Below are 18,895 nucleotides of genomic sequence, written 5' to 3'. Positions count from 1 at the left end.
TAAAAAGCCCCGCCTGATTCGTCAGGCGGGGCTTTTTTTTCTCTCGATTTTTGTGGTGGGTTGTAGATCCATCCCCCTCACCCCAGCCCTCCCCCGGAGGGAGAGGGTTAGGGTGAGGGCGATTAAGCGAACACCAAAGCTTCAGGCACATCGATATCCCACATCACCCCAGGATCATCCACCGTCACCTCAACCACCCTTCCCTGCTTGAACAAGGGCCTGGCCCCGCGATCACCGCTCAACGCCAGCAACCCCGAGCCAAACGAACGTCCAAACCCCACAGGATGCCCAAACTCGCCATCCTGCACCGGCACACTCACCGCATCGTCAGCCATCGCAGCCGCCACCCGTTCGATACTCGACGGCAAGATAAACGGCATATCTCCCAGCACGATCAGCCAGCCATCAACCTCCGGACACGTCGCCACGCCTGCGGCAATGCTGTCGCCCATGCCGGTCGACTTGATCGAGACCACTTCACAGCCATAAGCCTGCGCCATGCGCATCGCTTGCGGTCGCGCTTCAGTCGTCACCAGCACGCGCTTGTCGAGACTGGCCGGCAGGTTCACCAGCACGTGCTCGATCACCGAACGCACGGCGCCATCGCGACCGGTGCAATCGGCCAGTAACTTGTCCTTGTCCGCGCCCGCCACCTGGCGAAAGCGGCTGCCCTCGCCCGCTGCCAACACGATCACCGCGATGGAATGACTCATACGCCCTCCATTGACTTCTTCTGTTTCAACTCGACTCCGTTCTTGATCGCCACGATCTCCGCGAGCAAGGACAAGGCAATTTCCGCCGGCGAGTGGCTGCCGATGTGCAGACCGATCGGCCCGTGCAAACGCTTGATCGCGTCTACTGACAAGCCTAGCTGAGCCAGATTCTCCCGGCGTTTCTGACTGTTGACCCGCGAACCCAGCGCGCCGACATAAAAGGCCGGCGAATCAAGCGCGGTGAGCAACGCCATGTCGTCCAGCCGCGGATCGTGGGTCAGCGCGACAATCGCCGTGCGCTCGTCGGTCTGAATGTTCAGCACCGCATCATCCGGCATACCCGGAACGAAACGACCGTGGTGTTCTTCCCAGCCGTAGACGAACTCGGTGCGCGGATCGCAGATCAGCACCTCGAAATCCAGCAGCCGCGCCATGTCCGCCACATACCGCGACAACTGACCGGCGCCGATCAACAGCAGACGCCAGCGCGGTCCGTAAATCGCGCGCAGGGTTTTGCCATCGAACGTCAGCGCGTCGGATTTGCTCGCGGGCGCCAACACCACGTCACCCGTTTCAATGTTCAACTCACGGGCAACGATCTCGTGGGCCTCACATCGCGCAAGCAGTTCGGCGACCCACGCCGGGTCGCCGACCCGCTCTTCTGTCAGGCGCAACGTGCCGCCACACGGCAAGCCGAACCGCGCCGCCTCTTCACGCGTGACGCCATAGGTGATCAGTTGCACCGGTGGCCCGTCGGTGGCAATGCGCCCGTCGTGCAGCCGGGCGATCAAGTCATCCTCGACACAGCCGCCGGACACCGAGCCAATTACCACGCCATCCTCGCGCAAGGCGAGCATGGCGCCGGGCGACCGCGGCGCCGTGCCCCAGGTCTGCACCACACTGAACAGCACCACCCGCTGACCGGCGCGGCGCCATTCAAGCACGCTGCGCAGGACATTCAGATCGACGCTGTCCATCAGGCCTCTGCCTTCTGCCAGCCCTGCAACTGATAACGCACCGGCAGGTTGCGGATGCGTTTGCCGGTAGCGGCGAAGATCGCATTGCACAGTGCCGGCGCAATCGGCGGTACGCCCGGCTCACCGACGCCGCCCAACGGCGCATCGCCCGGTGGCGTGACCAGATGCACGGCAACTTCCTTCGGCGCCAGCGACATGCGCGCCACTTCGTACATATGGAAATTGTCCTGCTGAACCTTGCCGTCCTCGAAACTGATTTCACCCAGCACGGCGTTGCCCAGGCCCATCACGCATGCGCCCTCGAACTGTGAGCGAATGCGTTCAGGATTGATCTGCGGCCCGCAATCCACAGCGATGTCAGCCTTGTGCACGATCAGCGTGCCATCATCCTCGACCTCGACTTCTATCACCGCCGCCACGTAAGTGACGAAGCTGTAATGCACCGCCAGCCCCAGGCCACGCCCCTTTGGCAGTTGACGACCCCAACCGGCTGCCTTGGCCGCGGTTTCGAGCACGGCGCGCATACGACCGGTGTCGATCGGATAACGCTCAGGGGATTCGCCGTAATTCCACTCTTCGCTCAAGGTGCGCGGATCGATCTGCCGGTCCGGGCCAAGCAGTTTGATCTGATATTTGAGCGGATCAACTCCGGCCTTGTGCGCCAGTTCATCGACGAAACTCTGGATCGCGAAACCATGAGGAATGTTCGACACCGAGCGATACCAGCCGACCCGTGTGTGCACCCTCGCTTCGGGGTTTTCCAGACGCACATTGGGAATGGCGTAGGCCATGTTGGTGAAGCCCATGCCCAGTTCGAACGCAGCTTCGTGGTTCATGCCCGGCGCAAACAGCGCGGTGATGCTCGGCGCCACGGTGCGATGCAACCAGCCGGACGGCATGCCGTCCTTGCCTACGCCCGCTTTCAGGTATTCAGCGGACACAGTATGGAAATACGAGTTGTGCACGTCGTCCTCGCGCGTCCACTGCACCCGCACGGCCTTGCCAGGAAACTCCTTGGCGAGGATGGCCGCTTCAATGACGAAGTCCGGTTTCGACTTGCGCCCGAAACCGCCACCCAGCAGCGTCACATTGACGGTGACGTTATCGAATGGCAGCCCCAGACGCTCAGCGATACGCTCACGCGTCACCTGCGGTGCCTGGCTCGGCGCCCAAGCCTCGCAAACGCCGTTATTGAAACGGGCGATGGCCACCATCGGTTCCATCGGTGCCTGCGCCAGATGCGGCAAATAATAAGAAGCTTCCAGGCTGCTGGCCGCACTGCTCAGCGCCTTGTCGATATCGCCGGTATTGCGCACCACTTTGCCGGGCTTCAGTGACGCGGCCTCCAGTTCCTTGCGATAAGCGATCGAGTCGTAACTGGCGTTCGGGCCGTCGTCCCACTCGATCTTCAGCGCCTCGCGGCCCTTGATTGCCGCCCAGGTGTTGCTGGCAACCACGGCCACACCGCCCAACGGTTGAAACTCCGAAGGCAGTGGACGGCCTTCGATCTGCATGACTTTTATCACGCCGGGCACTTTCAGCGCCGCGCTGTCATCCACGGATTTGACCTTGCCGCCGTACACTGCCGGACGGGCGATGGTCGCGTACAGCATGCCGTCGAAATGCACGTCGGCGCCGTATACCGCGCGGCCTTTGACGATGTCGTCACCGTCGATGGCTTTGGTGCCTTCCTTGCCGATGTAGCGAAATTCCGACGACTGCTTGAGGCGCAGACTGTCACGCGCCGGTACCGCCAACGCACTGGCCGCAGCGGCGAGCTCGCCATAACCCAGTTCACGTCCGGACGGCTTGTGAATGACTTTGTGCAATTGCGCATGGCATTCGCCCAGCGGCACTTTCCATTGCGCAGCTGCCGCTTGCTCAAGCATCGTACGGGCTGCCGCGCCGCAACGGCGCATCGGCTCGTACCAGTGACGCATACTGCGCGAACCGTCGGTGTCCTGGTTGCCGAAACGCACTTCATCGCCCGGCGCCTGCTGCACTTTGACGTGCGCCCAATCAGCTTCCAGTTCGTCGGCGACAACCATGGTCAGACTGGTGCGCACGCCCTGGCCCATCTCGGAGCGGTTGCACACAACAGTCACCGTGCCGTCGCTGGCGATGCTGACGTAGACCTTCGGATCGTCGATCCAGCCGTTGGGCATGCCATCGGCACCGAACTGCTTCGGCTTGTCTTCGGCCAACGCATCCTGCCAACCCCAACTCGCCGCCAGCACCAATGCACCGGTGGCGGTTGCGCCTTTAAGGAAGCCACGGCGACTGAGATTGCTCAGGGCGAAATCGTTCGGCAGGCGACTCATGCCTTGGCCTCCTTCAGGTGGGTGGAAGCCTGGCGAATCGCGGTTTTGATCCGGTTATAGGTGCCGCAGCGGCAAATGTTGCCGACCATGGCTTCTTCGATCTGCTCGTCGCTCGGGTCGGGATTGGTCTTGAGCAAAGCGGTGGCCGACATGATCTGCCCGCCCTGACAAAACCCGCACTGGGCCACGGCGCTGTCGAGCCAGGCTCGCTGGACGACTTGCCCGACAGGGTCGGCGTGCAGGTTGTCGATAGTAGTGACGTTCTGGCCGACTACCGAGCCGATCGGCGTAATGCAACTGCGCGCCGGCAAACCATCAATATGAATGGTGCAAGCGCCACACAGGCCCATGCCGCAACCGAATTTGGTGCCGTTGTAACCGGCGACATCACGAATCGCCCACAACAGCGGCATGTCTTCGGTGACATCAAGTGAATGGTCTTGGCCATTGAGTTTCAGGGTAATCATGGGCACGCCCGCATATTTTTGGAGGTTATGGGGTCGAGCAATCTGCCGCCGGAAAGTCAGCGGTGGGTTCGCGCAGATCGACTCAGGCTAATGGGCTCTCTTGTGCCGACGGGAAGGTCTGCACCGGGCCTTTGGTGGAGCAAATGAACGGTATCGTTAGCTCGCTAAGTTAACCCAGTATTAACAAAAAAGCCCTGCTGAGACAGGGCTTTTCAGTTGCGAGCTTTCAGCTACAAACTGCAAGGTGCAAAGTTGCTGGCTATAAGCTACAAGCTGCAAGAAAAAGCGGTTTGGCACTCATGACGCAGTGTAGCTTGCCGCTTGAAGCTTATAGCTTGTAGCTTGTAGCTGCCTCAATACCGATTGGGCTCCATTTCCAGTTCGACATTGAAACGTTCGCTAATGTCTTTCTGGATACGCTGCGCCAAATCGAGCAACTGCAGGCCGGTCGCCGCGCCGTAGTTGACCAGCACCAGCGCCTGCAACTTATGCACGCCGGCATCGGCCTCACGGAAACCCTTCCAGCCGGCACGTTCAATCAGCCAACCGGCGGCCAGTTTCATCTGCCCGTCCGGTTGGGCGTAGGCCACCAGATCCGGATGCTGCTTCTTGATCTGCGCCACCAGCGCTGCCGGCACCAACGGATTCTTGAAAAAGCTGCCGGCATTGCCGAGCACTGCGGGGTCCGGCAGTTTTTCGCTGCGGATGCTGCAGATTGCGCGGCTGACGTCAGTGGGCGTCGGTTGCTCGATGCCCTGTTCGGTCAGGCGCTGACGCACCGGGCCGTATTCCAGATGCAGATGCGCGACGCGGTCGAGCGTAAAACGCACCCGCAGAATCAGCCAACGCCCCGGCTGCTGCTTGAACACGCTGTCACGGTAGGCAAAGTTGCATTCTTCCAGGCTGAAATCGCGCAGTTCGCCAGTGTGGCGATCCAGCGCGGTGAGCCCGGCGAACACATCCTTGATCTCGACGCCGTAGGCACCGATGTTTTGCATCGGCGCAGCGCCAACGGTGCCGGGGATCAGGCTGAGATTTTCCAGCCCCGATAAACCCTGCGCCAAAGTGTGCTGTACGAAGGGGTGCCACGGCTCGCCCGCTTCGGCTTCGACCACCACGCGACTGCCGTCATCGCTGATCACGCGGATACCGCGCGTGGCCATGCGCAGCACCAGCGCCGCAATGTCAGCGGTCAGCAGCAAATTGCTGCCGCCACCGATGACCAGCAAAGGCACATCGTGAGACTCGGCATACGCCAGCGCTTCGCGGACATCGGCATCGCAGTGGGCTTCGGCGAACAGCTGCGCGTGAACGTCCACGCCAAAACTGTTGAACGGTTTCAGGGAAACCCGGGGTTGCACCAACAGACTCATAAGCGGCCCTTTACTTCGATCAGCAGTTGGTCACAGGCCGCTTCGATCAGATCCAGCACCTGCTCGAAACCCTGGTCGCCGTCGTAATACGGGTCCGGCACTTCATCGACGACACCGGCATAACGCCGCAGGAACAGATCCAGTTCGGCCTTGCCAGTGGACGGTTGCAGCGCCTTGAGGTTGCGCAGATTGCTGTTGTCCATGGCCAGGATCAAATCGTAACTGGCGAAATCGGCACAGCTGACTTGCTGCGCGCGTTGCGCCGACAAATCATAGCCGCGCACCTTGGCCGCCGCCTGGCTGCGCTTGTCCGGCGCGTTGCCAACGTGCCAGTCACCGGTGCCCGCGGAGGCCACTTCGACCTGATCCGCCAGCCCCGCTTCACGCAATTTGCGGCGCAGCACGCCTTCAGCCGTAGGCGAACGACAGATGTTGCCCAGGCACACAAACAGAACCCGCATCAGGCCCCCAGCAGGCGACGAACGCGCTCAAGGTCTTCGACGGTGTCGACACCGGTCGGCGGCGCGATCAGCGCATCGGCGACATGAATCCGCACGCCGTGCCACAGGGCACGCAGTTGCTCCAGCGATTCAGTGTTTTCCAGCCAGCACGGGCCCCAACTCACGAAGTCCTGAAGGAATCCGGCGCGGTAGGCATAAATGCCGATGTGGCGACGATACGGTACGCCATCAGGCATTTGCTCGCGGCTCTTGGCAAACGCATCGCGCGCCCACGGCAAGGTTGCACGGCTGAAGGTCAGCGCCAGACCATTGAGGTCGCTGACGACCTTGACCACGTTCGGGTTGAACAGGGTTTCCACGTCTTCGATCGGCTCGGCCAGCGTGGCCATGCGCGCTTCGGTGTGGGCCGCGAGGTTGGCGGCAACCTGATCGATCACGCTTGGCGGAATCAGCGGCTCGTCGCCCTGCACATTGACCACGATTGCGTCAGGCTCAAGGCCCAGTTTCGCCGCGACTTCGGCCAGACGATCGGTGCCGGAGTTGTGATCTTCACGGGTCAGCACCACTTCGGCGCCAAAGCTCTTGCAAGCCTCGACGATGCGCGCATCGTCGGTTGCCACTACCACACGAGTGGCGCTGCTTTTGCTCGCCTGTTCCCAGACATGCTGGATCATCGGCTTGCCGGCAATGTCCAGCAGCGGCTTACCCGGCAGCCGTGTCGAAGCGTAACGCGACGGAATGACAACGGTGAAGGCAGTGGTCATTTATCCAGACGCTCATCGGTGGTCAGGGTGCGGGCTTCGCTTTCGAGCATGACCGGGATGCCGTCACGGATCGGGTACGCCAGGCCGGCGCCCTTGCTGATCAGTTCGGTCTTGTCGGCGCTGAGCTTGAGCGGGCCTTTGCAGATAGGGCACGCGAGGATGTCGAGCAATTTGGTGTCCATGAACATTCCCTGGATAAAAGAGTTAAGGCAAAAGACGATCCGGCAACAGGCGTATCAGCTGTGTGTCGAACCAGGCCACGAAGGCCGGCGACGGCACGGCATCGACCGCTAGATACCACCAGTCGGCAGCCGCGAAGGCACGGCACTTCACCGCGTCCTTTTCAGTCATCACCAATGGCAATGACGGTGTGAAATTCAAGGCCTGCACGCTGTACTCGGCGTGATCGGCAAACGCATGGGGGACTGGCCGCCAGTCTAGCGCTTCGAGGGTATTGAAGAAACGTTGCGGATTACCGATCCCGGCCACCGCATGCAGCGCCTGCCCGGCCGCAAAATGATCAAGCGGTTTGCGTTCGCCACTGCACAGATTGATCAGCGCGGTGGGTTGCAGGCGGAAAGCGAAACCGTCTTCGCGGTCCTCGGCGGCACCGTTAAACAGCACGCCGTCAACGCTTTGCAGACGTTCGATCGGCTCGCGCAAAGGACCTGCCGGCAAGCAGCGCTTATTGCCCAGGCCACGGGCGGCGTCGATCAGCACCAGCTCCAGATCCCGCGCCAGTCGGTAGTGCTGCATGCCATCGTCGGAGAGGATCAGATCCAGCGGCTCACTGGCGCACAAGGCTTTGACGGCGGCGCTGCGATTGGGGTCGATCATCAGCGGCACGCCCGTGCGTTGCACGATCAGCAAGGGTTCATCGCCAGCAATCTCGGCGCTTTGATCGGCCTCGACCCGCCAGGGCAACTGCGGCGGTGTGGCGCCGTAACCACGACTGACCACGCCGACGCGCAACCCCCTGCGCCGGCAATGCTCGATCAACCAGAGAATCATCGGCGTCTTGCCGGTGCCGCCGACCGTGATGTTGCCAACCACGATCAATGGCACCGGCGGCTGATAGATTTCGCCTTCACCGTCGAGAAAACGCTGGCGCTTGCCGATGACGACGCGCCGATAGAGCATTTCCAGCGGCCGCAACAGCGTCAGGGCCGGGTGCCCCTGATACCACGCGGCGAGCAAGCGATCAGACAGGCTCATCAGGATTTAGGCGCCGCCTCGACCGTGGTCATGCGCAGATGGCTGAAACCGAGCTTGCCGGCAGCGTCCATGGCGGTGATCACTGATTGATGCTGGGCCTTGCCATCGGCACTGATCGACAACGGCATGCTGGTATCGCCGTTGGATTCCTTCTGCATGGCTTCCATCAGCGTCGCCAGATCGTTTTTCGGCAGAATCTTGTTATTCACCGAAAACACGCCTTCGGCGCTGATGGCGACATCCAGTTGCTTGAGTTGCTGATCTTCGGCCGGCGAGCCGCTGACGGCTTCCGGCAGATCCACGCGCAATTGGGTTTCGCGAGTAAATGTGGTGGTCACGACGAAAAACAGCAGGAGGATGAACACCACGTCGATCAGCGACGCGAGGTTGATGTCTACGGTTTCCCGGGGCTTGCGACGGAATTTCACGCGCGGCCCTCAGCCAGGTCGACGTCACGGTCGCCCTGCACCACTTCAACCAGTTTGATCGCTTCCTGCTCCATGCCCACCACCAGCTCGTCGATGCGGCGTTGCAGGAAACGGTGGAAGAACACCGCCGGAATACCGACCATCAGGCCCGCAGCCGTGGTGATCAGCGCTTTGGAGATACCACCGGCCAGAACCGAGGCATTGGTGGTCATGCCGGAACCGGTGAACGCGCTGAAGATGTCGATCATGCCGAGCACAGTGCCGAGCAAACCCAGCAACGGCGCCATGGCAGCAATGGTGCCGAGTGCGTTGATGTAGCGCTCGAGCTCGTGAATGACCCGGGCGGCGGCCTCTTCGATGCACTCTTTCATGATCTCGCGACCATGCTTGGAGTTGGCCAGGCCTGCGGCGAGGATTTCCCCCAGCGGCGAATTGGCGCGCAATTCCTTGAGTTTTTCTTTATTGAGCTGCTTGTCCTTGATCCAGACCCAGACCTGGCCCAACAAGTGCTCGGGGGTGACGCGACTGGCGCGCAGGGTCCACAGGCGCTCGGCGACAATCGCCATGGCCGCGATGGAACTCAGAATGATCGGCAGCATCATCCAGCCGCCGGATTTGACCAATTCCCACACAGTGACAGTCCCCTCGAAAAAGTGCGCCACTTTACCATACCGGTTCGCGATTAAGACCCGCCGCTCCGACGACCGTGATGTCGCCTTCACGCTTGCCTCGCTCAAGGCGAGGACAGCGGCGGTTCACGCCAGAAACGCGGGTACTGGCGCATTGTCCGCGGTGGTTTGAACGCACCGAGTTGCAGATGGATGGCACCGTGCTCGGCGCTGTCGTAAATGCACAGCCCTTGCTGGCGATAACGCGCAATGACGGTCGGATGCGGATGACCGAACGAGTTGCCCTGGCCACGGGATATCAAAACGGCGTCGGGTTTCAACGCTTTGAGCAATGCCATCGATGATGAACTGCGGCTGCCGTGGTGCGGGGCTTGCAGCCATTGAGTGGCTACGTTCAGAGGGCTTTGCAGCAAGACTCGCTCGGCGTGTTTATCAATATCGCCGGTCAGCAGCAGGCGCTCACCATTGGCCTCGATCTGCAACACGCAGGAGCGCTGATTGCTGTCGTGAGCGTCCGCCCATTGCCAGAGTTGAAAACTGACACCGTCCCACTGCCATTGCCGGCCACTTTCACACGCCTGCGCGTTCAGTTCGGCTGGCAGCCCTGGCGGATCGCCGCTGATGACTTGCTTCACCTGCAAACGGCGCGCAACGGCCAAAGCACCACCGGCATGATCGGCGTCGGCATGGCTGAGCAGCATCAAGTCCAGTGTCTCGACATTCAGTTTGCGCAGGGCCGGCAAGACAACACGTTCGCCAAGATCGAAATCGCGGAACCGCGGCCCGGCATCGTAGAGCAACGCGTGATGACGCGTACGGATCAGAATCGCCAGGCCTTGGCCGACATCCAGTTGCCAGACATCGGCCAGTCCGGCGTCCAGCCGCTCCCGGGGTGGCACGACCAGAATCAACAACACTGGCCAGCCCAGCGGACGCAGGGGTACGCCTCGCGGCAACAGCAACAGTACGGCACCGAGACTGCCGATAGCCAACGCCCAACCGGGAAGCGACGGCGCAATCCACGCCGGCCACTGCCCGGCGATCAGTGCCAGGCCCTGGAACAGCCAGTCGATCAAGCCACCCGCCAGCCACAACAGCCCTTCGCCGACAAATGGCACCGGCAATAACAGAGTCCCAAGCAACGCCGGGGGCAGCACCACCAGGCTGACCCAAGGCACCGCCAGCAAATTTGCCAACGGCCCACTGAGGCTGATCGGCAGATTCAGCGCCAACAACACCGGGCAGAGGCCGATCGCGATCAGCCACTGCGCCCGCGTCCAGGTCTGCCACCAGCGCCATGCCCCGAGACGCCCGCCAAAGGTGAAGATCAGCACCGCCACCGCCGCGAAGGACAACCAGAAACCGGGGCGCAGACTGGCCAGCGGATCCAGCAACAGCACGCCATTAAACGCCAGCAACAGTGGCCACCAGGCGCCGAGATGACGAAAGCGCAGGCGCCACAACAGCACCAGCCCGACCATCACGCAGGCCCGTCGCACCGGCACATCGAATCCGGCGAGCATCCCGTAACCGAGTGCCGCGGCGAAGGCCAGGCCACAGGCCCAAGGCAGCCATGGCCAACGCAGCGGCCACAGACCATATCGGGCCAGCCCGGCGACCAGCCAGTACATCACCGCCGCCAGCATGCCGATGTGCTGACCGGAAATTACCAGCAGATGCACGGTGCCGGTGTCTTGCAAAGTCTGCCAATCCTCGCGACTCAGGCCCGAGCCATCGCCCAGCACCAGCGCCGCCAACGCCCCTTCCCGGCCCTGCGCGTCGACCGCCAGCAAGCGCTGACGAAGGCTGTCGCGCCACGCCCATCGCGCCTCGCCAAGGCGCTGACCGTCCTTGACCGTGCCCGTTGCGCCAATGCGTTGCGCGAGTAGCCAGGCTTCATAATCAAAGGCGTCCGGATTGAGTAACCCGCTCGGGCGTTTGAGCTTGACCGCCAGGCGCCAGCGCTCGCCGCTGCTGACCGGCGGCCCGGCGTACCAGGCCAGGCGCATCAGTGACGGCAGTTTGCCGTGGCGCGAATGGGCGTCCGCCAATTCGAAACGAACCACGCCGTCGCTGTTTTGCGGCAACCCGACCACGCGCCCTTCGAGCCAACGGGTCTCGCCATCCAGCGCCACCGGCAAGCGATCCTGCAACGCCCAATGCGCGCTGACGCAAGCCCAGGTGAAACCCAACGGCAGAAAAGCCAATGGATAGCTGCGAAACGGCAGCAACATCAAAGCCACGACCGCCAGCAGCACCATCAACCAGACCGGCGGTAACGCCGGCATCAATATCGGAGCAAGCAAACCGACTGCCAGCGCCATCATCCCTGTGCGCATAAGCCCGTCCTTGAGAGTCCCGAACTTAGGCATAGCGGGTATTTGGCACGACCGCCGTCAACAATTGTCACAAAGTCTGAATGGGCCGTTCATGGAATCCAGACATACTTGCCGCCTTAACCGACCGAGAAGCCTTATGCCCCGGCGCTTATTCAAACGTTACATGCCCGACCCGACGAGCATCAGGGAACACAAATCCTTACGCTTTCTCGGCAAGTTGCTGCATGACCCAAACCTCTGGCACCTCAATCGCCACTCGGTGGCCCGAGGGATGGCGGTTGGGCTGTTCGCCGCTTTCCTGCCGATTCCCGCTCAGATGCTGGTCGCCGCGGCACTGGCCGTCGTGGTGCGAGGCAACATGCCGATTGCCGTCAGCCTGGTGTGGCTGACCAATCCGATCACCATGCCGGCAGTGTTTTTCTGCACCTATCAGACTGGCGCCTGGCTGATGGACGTGCCGGCGCGGCACTTGCCGGATGAGCTGACCTGGGAATGGATCAGCGGTGAACTCGCGACGCTGTGGCAACCGTTTTTGCTCGGCTCGGTAGTGGTCGGGCTGGTGCTTGGCGTCATCGCCTATTTCGGCGTGATGATGTATTGGCGCTGGTGGGTGTCCCGGCAATGGGCGCGGCGCAAGAAAAAACGCATGTCGTGAATGCAAAACGGCCTCCGCAATGGAGGCCGTTTGGTTTTATCGTGTTTTTGATGCCGCCTTCGCGAGCAAGCTCGCTCCCACACGGGATCTGCGGCGCTCTGAAGATCTCTGTGGGAGCGGGCTTGCCCGCGATGGCAGCGGCGCGGTTTGGGATCAGGTACGCATCCCGCGCCCACTCACCAGCAACCGCGCACAGGCGATATACAACACCACCGTCGCCACCAGCATGAACGTGATCGCGATGCCGATGCGGATATCCGACACCCCGAGAATGCCGTAACGGAACGCATTGACCATGTGCAACACCGGGTTAGCCATCGACACGGTCTGCCAGAACGGCGGCAGCAAGGTGATCGAGTAGAACACGCCCCCCAGATACGTCAGAGGTGTCAGCACGAAGGTCGGGATAATCGAAATGTCATCGAAGTTGCGCGCAAACACGGCGTTGATGAAGCCCAGCAGCGAGAAAATCGTCGCCGTCAGCACCACCACCAAAATGGTCACGCCCAGGTGATGCACCTGCAAATCAGTAAAGAACAGTGACAGGAGGGTCACGATCACCCCGACCATCAACCCGCGCAGCACGCCACCGCAGGTGTAGCCGATCAGAATCGTGTGCGGTGATACCGGCGAGACCATCAGTTCTTCAATCGAGCGCTGAAATTTGCTGCCGAAGAAGCTCGAGACCACGTTGCCATAGGAGTTGGTGATCACCGACATCATGATCAGCCCCGGCACAATGTACTCCATGTAAGTGAAGCCGCCCATCTCGCCGATCTGCCGACCGATCAGGTTGCCGAAGATCACGAAGTACAAAACCATGGTGATCGCCGGCGGCAGCAGCGTCTGCGGCCAGATTCGCGTGAAGCGTTTGACCTCGCGGTAAACGATGGTCTGGAGGGCGACGAGGTTGGGACGGAACTCGGAACTCATACCGCCACCTTCGACAGATTTTTCTCCACCAGGGACACGAATAGCTCCTCAAGGCGATTGGTTTTGTTACGCAGGCTCAGGACTTCGATGTTCTGCAACGCCAATTGGCCGAACAGCGCGGTAATGCCCATCGATTTGTCGACCTGGACTTCCAGGGTGCGCGCATCCACCAGACGCGCCGGATAGCCGACCAGTTGCGGTGCGGCAGCCAGATCACCTTTCAGGTCGAGCAGGAAGGTTTCCACATGCAACTGACCGAGCAGCTGACGCATGCTGGTGTTCTCGACAATGGTGCCGTGGTCGATGATGCCGATGTTGCGACACAGTTGCTCAGCCTCTTCCAGATAGTGGGTGGTGAGGATGATGGTGATGCCTTTCTGATTAAGTTCGGTGAGGAACGTCCACATCGAACGGCGCAGCTCGATGTCGACGCCGGCAGTCGGTTCGTCGAGGATCAGCAGACGCGGTTCATGCACCAGCGCGCGGGCAATCATCAGCCGCCGCTTCATGCCGCCGGACAGCGAACGCGACGGCACATCGCGTTTGTCCCACAGACCGAGCTGGGTCAGGTACTGCTCGGCGCGTTCCTTGGCGATCTTCGCCGGAATGCCGTAGTAACCGGCCTGGGTCACGACGATGTCGAAAGTCTTTTCGAACTGGTTGAAGTTGAATTCCTGGGGCACCACGCCAATCGAGCGCTTGAGCTGCGCAGGGTTCTTGTCCAGGTCATGACCGAAGATATTCACCGTGCCGCTGGTCTTGTTCACCAGAGTCGAGAGAATGCCGATGGTCGTGGATTTGCCGGCGCCGTTGGGGCCGAGCAAGGCGAAAAAGTCACCTTCGGCGACGTCCAGATCGATACCACTCAAGGCCTGGAACCCGTTGCCGTAGGTTTTGGTTAGCTGCCGGATGGACAGAGCGGAACTCATATCTGATTTACGCACCATGGTGAAGGGAAGAAAGAACTGAATAAGGGCGCGCGACGGCGAATTCAACCGCGGCGCAAGAGCGCAATGGTGCGTGCCGCCGCCGCACAAGTACAGTCAAGCGTGTCGATAGTAGGTATTAAGTCAACGCGGTCATAACTGCTTTGCGGTACGCCGGACGCTGCTTCAGGCGCTCGTACCAGGCTTGCAGATGCGGTTGCGGCGCGCGCTCGATGGGCATCTCGAACCAGGCATAAATGAAACTGCCGAGCGGGATATCGCCCATGCCGATTTCGTCACCGGACAAGTAGGGTGTGTCGGCGAGGGCCTGATCGGCCATGGCCAGCAACTCGGTGCAGTCCTTGATGGCGGCGCGGATGGCCGGCCAATCCTGTTGATCCGCCGGAGTACGCACCACGCCCCAGAACACGGTGCGGAAAGGGCTGGCAAAACTCGCGGTGGCCCAGTCCATCCACTTGTCGGCAATCGCGCGCGCTTGCGGATCTGCCGGGTACCAGTTGCTGGCCGGCGCATGCTTGGCCAACAAATAACGGACGATGACGTTGGATTCCCACAGCACGAAACCGTCATCTTCGATCACCGGCACCCGGCCGTTCGGGTTCATCGCCCGGTACTCAGGCGTGTCGACCACACCGAAGGCGCCACCGGCATCAACCGCCTCGTAATCGAGGCCCAATTCCTCGGCAGCCCACAGCGGCTTTCTGACATTCGATGAGTTTTTCCGTCCCCAGATCTTCAGCATGACTGCCTCTTTGCACATGAGTGGGCAGGCAGCATACGCCGGATCAGAGTCTCCTGACATCACTCTGCATGTCGCCCAACAGTGGCGGCAAGTGATCACCGAACAGATGCGGATAGCATTTTTCCAGGTGTTCGAAGAAGAAGGTTTCCGGCACATCGGTGAACTGGCCATGATCGACCAGATACTCCATCAACTGCGCGCCGTCACGGTTGAACGGGTGGAAAACACTGTCATTGATGCCGTCGAATTCCAGCGGTGCGACGTTGAACATCTCGCAGAGCTGCTGATTGAACGCCGGGGTCGCCTTGACCCAGCGACCGTTAAGCAACAGTTCCGTGTAGCCGTGCATGGCGAACACATCGCTTTTCAGCAGTTCAAGCAATCGCGGGGTCGACAGGTGATTTCTGACATCCGCCAGCCCGATGCGCGCAGGAACACCGCAATGGCGCGCGCAGGCGGCAAGCAGCGTGGCTTTGGGCACGCAATAGCTCTCCCCCGTTGCCAGCGCATAGCTGCCGCACAACGTTTGCGGGTCACGGCTGAAGGTGTAGGGGTTGTAGCGCACCGCTTCGCGCACGGCGTAATAAAGGTTGATCGCCTGCTCACGCGGATCGCGGCTGGCACCACGATGTCGTTCGGCGAACTCCACCACCGCCGGGTGGTCACTATCGATGAAGCGGCCGGGACTCAGATACTCGCGCATGACGACAGATCTCCTGGGTGAGCCTCGAGTCTAGCGACAGCTCAAGCACAGAGATAACGACGTTTCGGCCAAACTTGGACGCAAAGGCGCGGGATAAGCGAACGATTTCCCACACGTGTTGCCCACCGAACCTACGAAAACCATCCGGGGTTTCCCACGATTTCAATCACCTTGCTCTGACCACCCGGTTTCGCAGATGCCGTCTAAGCTGTGGAGGGTCGATTTGCCTTGGTTCACGGAGGACTGAAATATGCTGTTGTTGTGGATACTGGTTTTGATCATTGGTGTGGCGTACCTCGCCCACCGGCGCATCGCCCCGCTGCCCGCACTGGGCATCGTTGCTGTCTATCTGGTGGCCATGGGGATTTTCAGCCACGCGCCAGGCTTGCTGCTGCTGATTCTCTGGGTCGTATTGGCGGTCGTCGCGGCCCCTTTGCTGCTGCCTGACCTGCGCCGTAAACATTTCAGTGCGCCGTTGTTCAACTGGTTTCAGAAAACCCTGCCGCCGATGTCTCAGACCGAGCGCGACGCGATCGATGCCGGCACCGTATGGTGGGATGGCGAGCTGTTCAGTGGTCGTCCGGACTGGGACAAACTGCTGGCCTATCCCAAGGTTCAATTGACCGAAGAAGAACAGGCGTTCATTGATGGCCCGACCGAAGAACTCTGCGCAATGGTCACGGACTGGCAGATCGGTCAGTCTATGGACTTGCCGCCAGAAGCCTGGGCGCACATCAAGGAGCACGGCTTCTTCGCCCTGATCATTCCCAAGGAGTTCGGTGGCAAAGGCTTCTCGGCCTATGCCCACTCGCAAGTGGCCATGAAGCTCGCCACGCGCAGCGGCGACCTCGCTTCCACCGTGATGGTGCCCAACTCCCTCGGCCCGGCCGAATTGCTGCTGCATTACGGCACCGACGAACAACGTAATCACTACTTGCCACGGCTGGCCCGTGGCGACGATATCCCGTGCTTCGCCCTCACCGGGCCACTGGCCGGTTCCGATGCCGGCGCGATGCCCGACACCGGGATCATCTGCAAAGGCCAATGGGAAGGCGAGGAAGTTCTAGGCCTGCGCCTGAACTGGGAGAAGCGCTACATCACCCTCGGCCCGGTGGCCACCCTGCTCGGCCTCGCGTTCAAGGCCTATGACCCGGATCACCTGCTGGGCGACAAGACCGACCTCGGTATCAGCCTGGCGCTGATTCCGACCGATACAGCCGGCGTGGAAATCGGCCGTCGGCACTTGCCACTGGGGGCCGCGTTCATGAACGGGCCGAACTCGGGCAAAGATGTGTTCATCCCGCTGGACTTCCTGATCGGCGGTCAGGAAATGCTCGGCAAAGGCTGGATGATGCTGATGAACTGTCTGTCGGTCGGGCGCTCGATTTCGTTGCCTGCCGTCGGCACCGGCGCGGCCAAGTTCACCAGCCTGGTGACTGGCCAGTACGCGCAGATTCGCGAGCAATTCAACGTGCCGCTGTCGGCATTCGAAGGTATTCAGGAAGCACTGGCGCGCATCGGCGGTAACGCGTGGATGATGGACGCCGCACGGATGCTCACCGCCAACGCGGTGGATCTGGGCGAGAAACCTTCGGTGCTGTCGGCGATCCTCAAATATCACCTCACCGAACGCGGTCGCGAATGCATCAGCCACGCCATGGATGTACACGGCGGCAAGGCGATCATCATGGGCCCGAACAATTACCTGGGACGCAGTTGGAACGGTGCACCGATCTTCATCACCGTGGAAGGCGCGAACATTCTCTCGCGCAACCTGATGATCTTCGGCCAGGGTGCGATTCGCTGCCACCCATTCGTGCTCAAGGAAATGGCTCTGGCCGGTCGCGAGGACAAGGATCAGGCCCTGAAAGAGTTCGATGGCCTGCTGCTCAAACACATCGGCTTCGCCGTAGGCAATGCCGCCAGTACGCTGTTGCTGAACCTCGGCTTCGGTCATTTCGAAAAAGCACCGGGCGACAAGATCAGCCAGGGCTACTTCCGCGCACTCAATCGTCAGGCGGCGGCGTTTGCCATGCTCGCCGACTTCAGCATGATGCTACTGGGCGGCGAACTGAAACGGCGCGAACGCCTGTCGGCACGCCTGGGTGATGTATTGAGCAATCTGTATCTGGCGTCGGCATCGCTCAAGCGTTATCACGATCTGGATTCGCCGGCCTACATGGAGCCGTTGTTCAGGTGGGCCATGGAAGAAAGCCTTGGTCAGTCGGAACGGGCGCTGGATGAACTGCTCAGCAACTTCCCTAACAAGGTCTTCGGTTGCCTGTTGCGGGTGATCGTGTTCCCGTTCGGTCGTCGTCATAAAGGCCCGTCGGACAAACTCGGTGCCGAAGTGGCAGGGGTCATTGGCCGAGCCAAAGGTGACCCGGCGCTGGAAGAACTGCTTGCCGGCTGCTATCGCCCGCAATCGGCAGACGATGCTGTCGGTGCGCTGCAACATGCCAGCGATCTGTTGAATGCCGCGCAGCCGCTGCACAAAAAACTGCACACTTCGTTGAAAAGCGGCCAGGTCAAACCGGTGGCGGGCGAACACGCCATTGATGCGGCGCTGGAAGCAGGTGTGTTGCAACCGATTGAAGCGCAGAGCCTGCGCGATGCCGAAGCAGCACGGCGCAAGGTGATCGATGTCGATGACTTCGACAAAGAAGAACTGCTGCTGGCAGAGGGCAAAGTGCGCTGATCGGCGCTACCGCCTAACCGTAAGCGGTGAAAAAAGGGCGCAGGAGCTTTATACTCCTGCGCCCGTTTTGCTCTTGAGGACTTATCTCGTGTCCAACGTCGTTGCCGATCATCTTGTGTTACTCGACCATCTGCGCAGTATTCTGGTCGCCGTAGGTGAGGCCGAACAGGTTCCCGAAGAAAGCCATGCCTTGTTCCTGGAGCGCTTTGACGAATTGCTCGCTTCACTGCCCATCGAACCGATCGAAAGCCAATACCTGGGCCAGGACATCCTGACTCAAGTGATCAGCCGTTATCCGCAAATTGCCCACCTGATCCCGCGCGATCTGCTGTGGTTCTTTGCTGGCGATTGCCTGCACTACCTGTCTGATGAAGAGATCGACATGTACCAGGCGCTGGAAGAACGTCGCTTCGAAGCTGAACAGAACGATGAACCGTTCGACTGGAATCAGGAAAAGCAGCTGCTGGCGATGTCCGCTCAGGACAGCAAGCACTGATTTTTATCGGCTGAAGATCAAAAGATCGCAGCCT

At 60.8% G+C, this 18,895-nt stretch carries 19 protein-coding genes; 3 read left to right on the top strand and 16 right to left on the bottom strand.

Features of this window, described 5'->3' with window-relative positions; all coding sequences use genetic code 11:
* Positions 1-122: 122 nt before the first annotated feature.
* From AB4P91_RS13365 to AB4P91_RS13310, 12 genes are all read right to left on the bottom strand, one after another.
* On the bottom strand, positions 123-713 hold the full coding sequence (locus tag AB4P91_RS13365) for a nucleotidyltransferase family protein (protein ID WP_395604930.1): 591 nt from the start codon (positions 711-713) through the stop codon (positions 123-125).
* A complete protein-coding gene (locus AB4P91_RS13360) occupies positions 710-1,690 on the bottom strand; it encodes an XdhC family protein (RefSeq protein ID WP_150593031.1) in 981 nt (326 codons plus the stop codon). The genes AB4P91_RS13365 and AB4P91_RS13360 overlap by 4 nt, the downstream gene beginning before the upstream one ends.
* Positions 1,690-4,011: a molybdopterin cofactor-binding domain-containing protein gene (locus AB4P91_RS13355; protein WP_395604929.1), complete on the bottom strand. Its 2,322-nt coding sequence runs from the start codon at positions 4,009-4,011 to the stop codon at positions 1,690-1,692. Before AB4P91_RS13355 ends, AB4P91_RS13360 begins: the two co-directional genes overlap by 1 nt.
* Positions 4,008-4,478, bottom strand: coding sequence for a (2Fe-2S)-binding protein (locus AB4P91_RS13350; RefSeq protein ID WP_150593029.1), 471 nt, complete (start codon positions 4,476-4,478; stop codon positions 4,008-4,010). The genes AB4P91_RS13355 and AB4P91_RS13350 overlap by 4 nt, the downstream gene beginning before the upstream one ends.
* 353 nt (positions 4,479-4,831) lie before the next feature.
* Entirely contained in the window at positions 4,832-5,851 is a 1,020-nt protein-coding gene (gene murB / locus AB4P91_RS13345) for a UDP-N-acetylmuramate dehydrogenase (protein ID WP_150686834.1), read from the bottom strand.
* Positions 5,848-6,312, bottom strand: coding sequence for a low molecular weight protein-tyrosine-phosphatase (locus AB4P91_RS13340; protein WP_395604928.1), 465 nt, complete (start codon positions 6,310-6,312; stop codon positions 5,848-5,850). The genes murB and AB4P91_RS13340 overlap by 4 nt, the downstream gene beginning before the upstream one ends.
* Positions 6,312-7,076, bottom strand: a complete 765-nt coding sequence (gene kdsB, locus AB4P91_RS13335) for a 3-deoxy-manno-octulosonate cytidylyltransferase (protein WP_150593026.1) — start codon at positions 7,074-7,076, stop codon at positions 6,312-6,314. The genes AB4P91_RS13340 and kdsB overlap by 1 nt, the downstream gene beginning before the upstream one ends.
* Positions 7,073-7,258, bottom strand: a complete 186-nt coding sequence (locus AB4P91_RS13330; protein WP_003174668.1) for a Trm112 family protein — start codon at positions 7,256-7,258, stop codon at positions 7,073-7,075. The genes kdsB and AB4P91_RS13330 overlap by 4 nt, the downstream gene beginning before the upstream one ends.
* 22 nt (positions 7,259-7,280) lie before the next feature.
* Positions 7,281-8,291, bottom strand: a complete 1,011-nt coding sequence (gene lpxK / locus AB4P91_RS13325) for a tetraacyldisaccharide 4'-kinase (RefSeq protein ID WP_150593025.1) — start codon at positions 8,289-8,291, stop codon at positions 7,281-7,283.
* Positions 8,291-8,719, bottom strand: a complete 429-nt coding sequence (locus AB4P91_RS13320) for a biopolymer transporter ExbD (protein ID WP_042560450.1) — start codon at positions 8,717-8,719, stop codon at positions 8,291-8,293. The genes lpxK and AB4P91_RS13320 overlap by 1 nt, the downstream gene beginning before the upstream one ends.
* Complete coding sequence (locus AB4P91_RS13315) at positions 8,716-9,351, bottom strand: MotA/TolQ/ExbB proton channel family protein (RefSeq protein WP_042560451.1); 636 nt, start codon at positions 9,349-9,351, stop codon at positions 8,716-8,718. The genes AB4P91_RS13320 and AB4P91_RS13315 overlap by 4 nt, the downstream gene beginning before the upstream one ends.
* Before the next feature lie 101 nt (positions 9,352-9,452).
* Entirely contained in the window at positions 9,453-11,687 is a 2,235-nt protein-coding gene (locus AB4P91_RS13310) for a DNA internalization-related competence protein ComEC/Rec2 (protein ID WP_395604927.1), read from the bottom strand.
* A 136-nt stretch (positions 11,688-11,823) separates the two neighbouring features.
* On the opposite strand from AB4P91_RS13310, the gene AB4P91_RS13305 reads away from it, so the two are divergent.
* Positions 11,824-12,342, top strand: coding sequence for a DUF2062 domain-containing protein (locus tag AB4P91_RS13305; RefSeq protein ID WP_150593023.1), 519 nt, complete (start codon positions 11,824-11,826; stop codon positions 12,340-12,342).
* A gap of 153 nt (positions 12,343-12,495) precedes the next feature.
* Here the strand turns inward: AB4P91_RS13305 and AB4P91_RS13300 are convergent, their stop codons facing one another.
* From AB4P91_RS13300 to AB4P91_RS13285, 4 genes are all read right to left on the bottom strand, one after another.
* Positions 12,496-13,275, bottom strand: coding sequence for an ABC transporter permease (locus tag AB4P91_RS13300; RefSeq protein WP_150593022.1), 780 nt, complete (start codon positions 13,273-13,275; stop codon positions 12,496-12,498).
* The gene (locus AB4P91_RS13295; protein WP_042560455.1) at positions 13,272-14,204 is read right to left on the bottom strand and encodes an ABC transporter ATP-binding protein; all 933 of its coding nucleotides are present in this window, start codon (positions 14,202-14,204) and stop codon (positions 13,272-13,274) included. Before AB4P91_RS13295 ends, AB4P91_RS13300 begins: the two co-directional genes overlap by 4 nt.
* Before the next feature lie 136 nt (positions 14,205-14,340).
* Positions 14,341-14,964, bottom strand: coding sequence for a glutathione S-transferase family protein (locus AB4P91_RS13290; RefSeq protein ID WP_150596285.1), 624 nt, complete (start codon positions 14,962-14,964; stop codon positions 14,341-14,343).
* A gap of 43 nt (positions 14,965-15,007) precedes the next feature.
* Entirely contained in the window at positions 15,008-15,667 is a 660-nt protein-coding gene (locus tag AB4P91_RS13285; protein WP_395604926.1) for a transglutaminase family protein, read from the bottom strand.
* A 250-nt stretch (positions 15,668-15,917) separates the two neighbouring features.
* Between AB4P91_RS13285 and AB4P91_RS13280 the strand changes: the two genes are divergently transcribed.
* Positions 15,918-18,365, top strand: coding sequence for an acyl-CoA dehydrogenase (locus tag AB4P91_RS13280; RefSeq protein WP_395604925.1), 2,448 nt, complete (start codon positions 15,918-15,920; stop codon positions 18,363-18,365).
* An 88-nt stretch (positions 18,366-18,453) separates the two neighbouring features.
* A complete protein-coding gene (locus AB4P91_RS13275) occupies positions 18,454-18,861 on the top strand; it encodes a PA2817 family protein (RefSeq protein ID WP_042560459.1) in 408 nt (135 codons plus the stop codon).
* Positions 18,862-18,895 lie beyond the last annotated feature (34 nt).

Origin of the sequence: Pseudomonas sp. B21128, from assembly GCF_044218865.1 — a bacterium.
GTDB classification, from domain to species: domain Bacteria; phylum Pseudomonadota; class Gammaproteobacteria; order Pseudomonadales; family Pseudomonadaceae; genus Aquipseudomonas; species Aquipseudomonas iridis.
Note: the sequence above shows the minus strand (reverse complement) of the source record. Positions and strands in the feature narration are given on the sequence as shown.